Source organism: Pleomorphochaeta sp. DL1XJH-081 (assembly GCF_049310885.1).
Taxonomy (GTDB): Bacteria; Spirochaetota; Spirochaetia; order Sphaerochaetales; family Sphaerochaetaceae; genus CAYZJV01.
Window position 1 is genome coordinate 1 of the sequence record NZ_JBMDYO010000213.1, and the last position, 235, is coordinate 235.

The 235-nt window shown below is 47.7% G+C and carries 1 protein-coding gene; it reads left to right on the forward strand.

The genetic code is table 11. The features are described from left to right. Window positions 1-235, forward strand: a 235-nt coding sequence (locus ACODJP_RS14500; RefSeq protein WP_422482699.1) for an AarF/UbiB family protein, incomplete at both ends; no start/stop codon positions are given.

Here is a 235-nt window from a genome sequence, read left to right on the forward strand (position 1 = left end):
TGAAATTGCTGGCGGAACGCGGCGTGCAGGTGTTCTTCACTCAGGTCTTTCGCGACAGCTTTTTCCATGCCGATATGCACCCTGGCAACATCTTCGTAAGCTATGAACACCCGGAAAACCCGAAATATATCGGCATTGATTGCGGGATTGTTGGCTCGCTAAACAAAGAAGATAAACGCTATCTGGCAGAAAACTTTATCGCCTTCTTTAATCGCGACTATCGCAAAGTGGCAGA